The following is a 3323-nucleotide window of genomic DNA, read 5'->3' on the forward strand; positions in this document are numbered from 1 at the left end:
TTGCGGTCTTTTATGGCGAGTTCATATTGGCGTTTCATGCCTGCGCCCTTGCCTTTACCCGTATAGGTGAGCACGCCCTCGTCATAGCCAGCCTTTTCTGCGAAGGCCGGGATGGCTGCTTTGAGTTTTTCTTCTCGTTCTTTCACAGCCGGCGACGGCTTTTTCTGTGCCGCACTTTGTTTATAGGCCGTTTTAAAATGGTCTACCTCCTGATTGATTTGGTCCACCAAACGCTCAATCGGCGGTCGGTCGTCTTCGGTCGCTGCGAGCAGATAACTGGCCTCAATATAGTGGCACACGGCATTGAAAACGGCGTCGGTTTGAGTGCGAACCTCAGCCAGAGGGGGCAATTTTGCATCAACAACCTTCACTTGGCGCTCGTTGTAGACGGTTTGAAACTTTTCGTTCACGGCCTTTAACTCTGCCGTGACAGGTGCAAGACCCAAGGCGGTCATCTCTGCTGAGAAACGCTCCAAATCTTTCAACAATCCACGCACTTCTGCCGTTTCGGCATCAGCCGCCTTGCTTTGAATGCCTGCGTAAACTCCGAGCGCCTTGTCGAGCTTTTGGGCAGCCTCTTTAACGGCTTGCACAGGCGATTTCAGTTGCACACGCACGATGCCAAAGAGGTTGGTCAGCAGCGTGTCGCGCTGTCGGTCGAGTGCTGCCATCTGTTCAGTGTGCACCGTGGCCGTAGCCTGCTTGTTTAGCTCCGTTTCTAATTCTATGCAATCGTTCCAAGTTTTGAGCAGTTCGTCGGTGAGGTGCAACTTCACTTTGTCGCCAGCTTTTACCAATGCATAGACGTTGAACATAAATTGCAGGTGATGAGAATTGGAGTAATGAACACATTGGCTGGCTTTCACCATAACCATTTTTGGAATTTTAATGTTTAATCTTTCCATAATAATTAGATTAATTTATAATTAATATATAAGTGGCTATATGTCACTCACTTTTTGTTATTTTTGCCTTTTTGCAACTTATAATTGCTTGGTAAAATCTCTTTTTTGGTGCTTCATACGTTGTATGTAGCAAGAAAATTCTCTTTTTGGTGTTACATACGTTGTATGTAGCGTGAAAATTCTCTTTTTGGTGTTACATACGTTGTATGTAGCGTGAAAATTCTCTTTTTGGTGTTACATACGTTGTATGTAGCGTGAAAATCTTCTTTTTGGTGTTACATACGTTGTATGTAGCATGAAAATCTTCTTTTTGGTGTTACATACGTTGTATGTAGCATGAAAATTCTCTTTTTGGTGTTTCATACGTTGTATGTAGCATAAAAAATCACTATGTGATTTATTTTTCTTCCAAGGCTTAGATCTTTCCTTGTCTCTCATCCTTTATCCCGTTAGGAACTCCCTCCCCTTTACTTCCCTTCGGTCAGTGACCGTTGGTTCGGGGAGGGATTTCTTAGAGGGCGACACCCGTAGAGGGCAAGCGCAAGGACTACTTGAACGTTGGCTCGACCCTGTATCCGGCGTCGCGGCCGAGGCGGCCCACGTTGACGACACCACTGCTGAAGAGCAGGCAGTACGCTTCTTCACTGCTCGATGGGATAGCACTTGACGACCAATAGTAGCCGTAGCCGCTAAGATCGTACATCCAATAAGAGCTGTATATACCCAAGGCGGGCAGGTAGAAGTAATTACCTACATTGGCTACAGATGGGACACCTGAGTTGCTGATGCTACTATTAAGGGTGTAATAACTCTTGTATGTTGTACGCAAGTCGGTTATATTATCGGCAGATATCTCGGTATTGTAATGATTCTCTGCTTGCAGAACGGACTTCTTCTTAAACCACATGCCACCTTTATATAAATGCCCCATTGTAGTCCATAACTCGTCACCATCCCAACGTGGATCACCATACATGCAATACCAAGACATCTCGTTGGCGTTAGCGAGGTCTTTACATGAGCTGCGGGTAGCATCAAATCTACCAGAACCACCGCCCTCGTGGTAGAAACGTGGGTCTGTGTTGCTCTGGGGGTAACCGTTAGATGTTTCTGCGCCTGTTTTTGGCTGACTACCACCTTTATTCCATTCGTCCCCCTTCCAGAATTGTTCCTGTGCGTCCCACATATAGTATTTGTCGCCATCATAATCATGCGGATTAAGATTAGCAGTTATATCTTGAATTGAGCCAGCTGTACAATTAAGTGTAACAATCTTCGATACCGTTCCCTCTATCGGTCCATTAGGGTTATCTGTAGTATTGCTAAGCCAGTAACGAATACGGAAAGTATGTATGCCTGGAGCAACGACAGCATAGGTTGCATTCTTGCTCATATCATCAGCAGCATTGTCTATATCAAAGCCCGAACCAGTTGTTACAGTAATCGTCTTTGAACCACCTGAAGCAAGCGTAAGTGTGCCATCAGCAGCCATATTGTAAGTTCCAGCAATCTCATCATCGCTCATAATCTCGATTTTAATCAACTTGCTGCGCTTTACATATTCGTTACTTGTGCGAGGAATGAAACAGAGATAAGAAGCTTTATGGTCAAGGGTGAATGCATAATCATTACCAGATTTGTTACCTGTGGCGATTCCACAATCTCCAGATTCGCCTGCATGATCAAAGTTGTTTGGTGCAGACTGTGTTTGGTAATTCTTTATCTCTACTTGCGGTTGCGTCCCTGTCACAGCCATGTTTGTATATAGAATGTCGTGTGAAGCACCGGTATATGTGCCAGAGAGGGCAAACTTAGCAAATGATGGGTTTGCAGCGGAAGGAATAATCGTTGTTGTGCTCTGCTGCCAATTTCCTCCATCGTCCTTTACCCATATCTTGTCCGTGCTACTCCAATTTACGGAAGCACCTGCGCCCTTTGTGTGGTTAAGGATGGTTGTACGTGTTGTTGCCTCTGGCTGGGATGTGCCTGTAAATACGGTTGCACCCGCTGGGATGTTATCTTTATTCTGCTTTTCGTCCTGTGTAACGTTATCATTCGCACAGCTGGCAGCAAACAATAAGGCTGTGAAACCATAACACATACCTCGCATTACTGAACCAATAGGCATTCTATTCATAAACTTATTCATTTTCGTTTTCCTTTCTGATAATCTTTAGTTCTTTTCTGTATCGTCCCAAGAAAAGCCATCCTGGTCTTCATCGTTAAAGAAGTTACGTTTGGCATCGCCCACTATTGTACCAGGTTGAATCTTTCCTGCATTACCACTGGCCTGAACCAATAGGGATTCTGCCTCCGTGTGAACAATGTTGCACTGAGGCTTTTGATAAATCTTTCTTTTAAGTACTATCATTTCATTTCATTTTTAGGGGAAACGCTGTTAACGCATCCTGTTTGTTG

The 3323-nt window shown here is 44.7% G+C and carries 3 protein-coding genes; all 3 read right to left on the reverse strand.

Annotation, left to right across the window (positions count from 1 at the left end; translation table 11 throughout):
- The coding region (locus tag HMPREF9420_RS12640; RefSeq protein ID WP_007136132.1) for a DUF6261 family protein at positions 1–905 on the reverse strand (905 nt) is incomplete at its 3' end.
- 547 nt (positions 906–1452) lie between these two features.
- Entirely contained in the window at positions 1453–3054 is a 1602-nt protein-coding gene (locus tag HMPREF9420_RS12645; RefSeq protein ID WP_007136134.1) for a hypothetical protein, read from the reverse strand.
- A gap of 24 nt (positions 3055–3078) precedes the next feature.
- On the reverse strand, positions 3079–3276 hold the full coding sequence (locus tag HMPREF9420_RS12650; RefSeq protein WP_007136135.1) for a hypothetical protein: 198 nt from the start codon (positions 3274–3276) through the stop codon (positions 3079–3081).
- Positions 3277–3323: the final 47 nt, after the last annotated feature.

Origin of the sequence: Segatella salivae DSM 15606, assembly GCF_000185845.1 — a bacterium.
In the GTDB taxonomy this organism is placed as follows: domain Bacteria; phylum Bacteroidota; class Bacteroidia; order Bacteroidales; family Bacteroidaceae; genus Prevotella; species Prevotella salivae.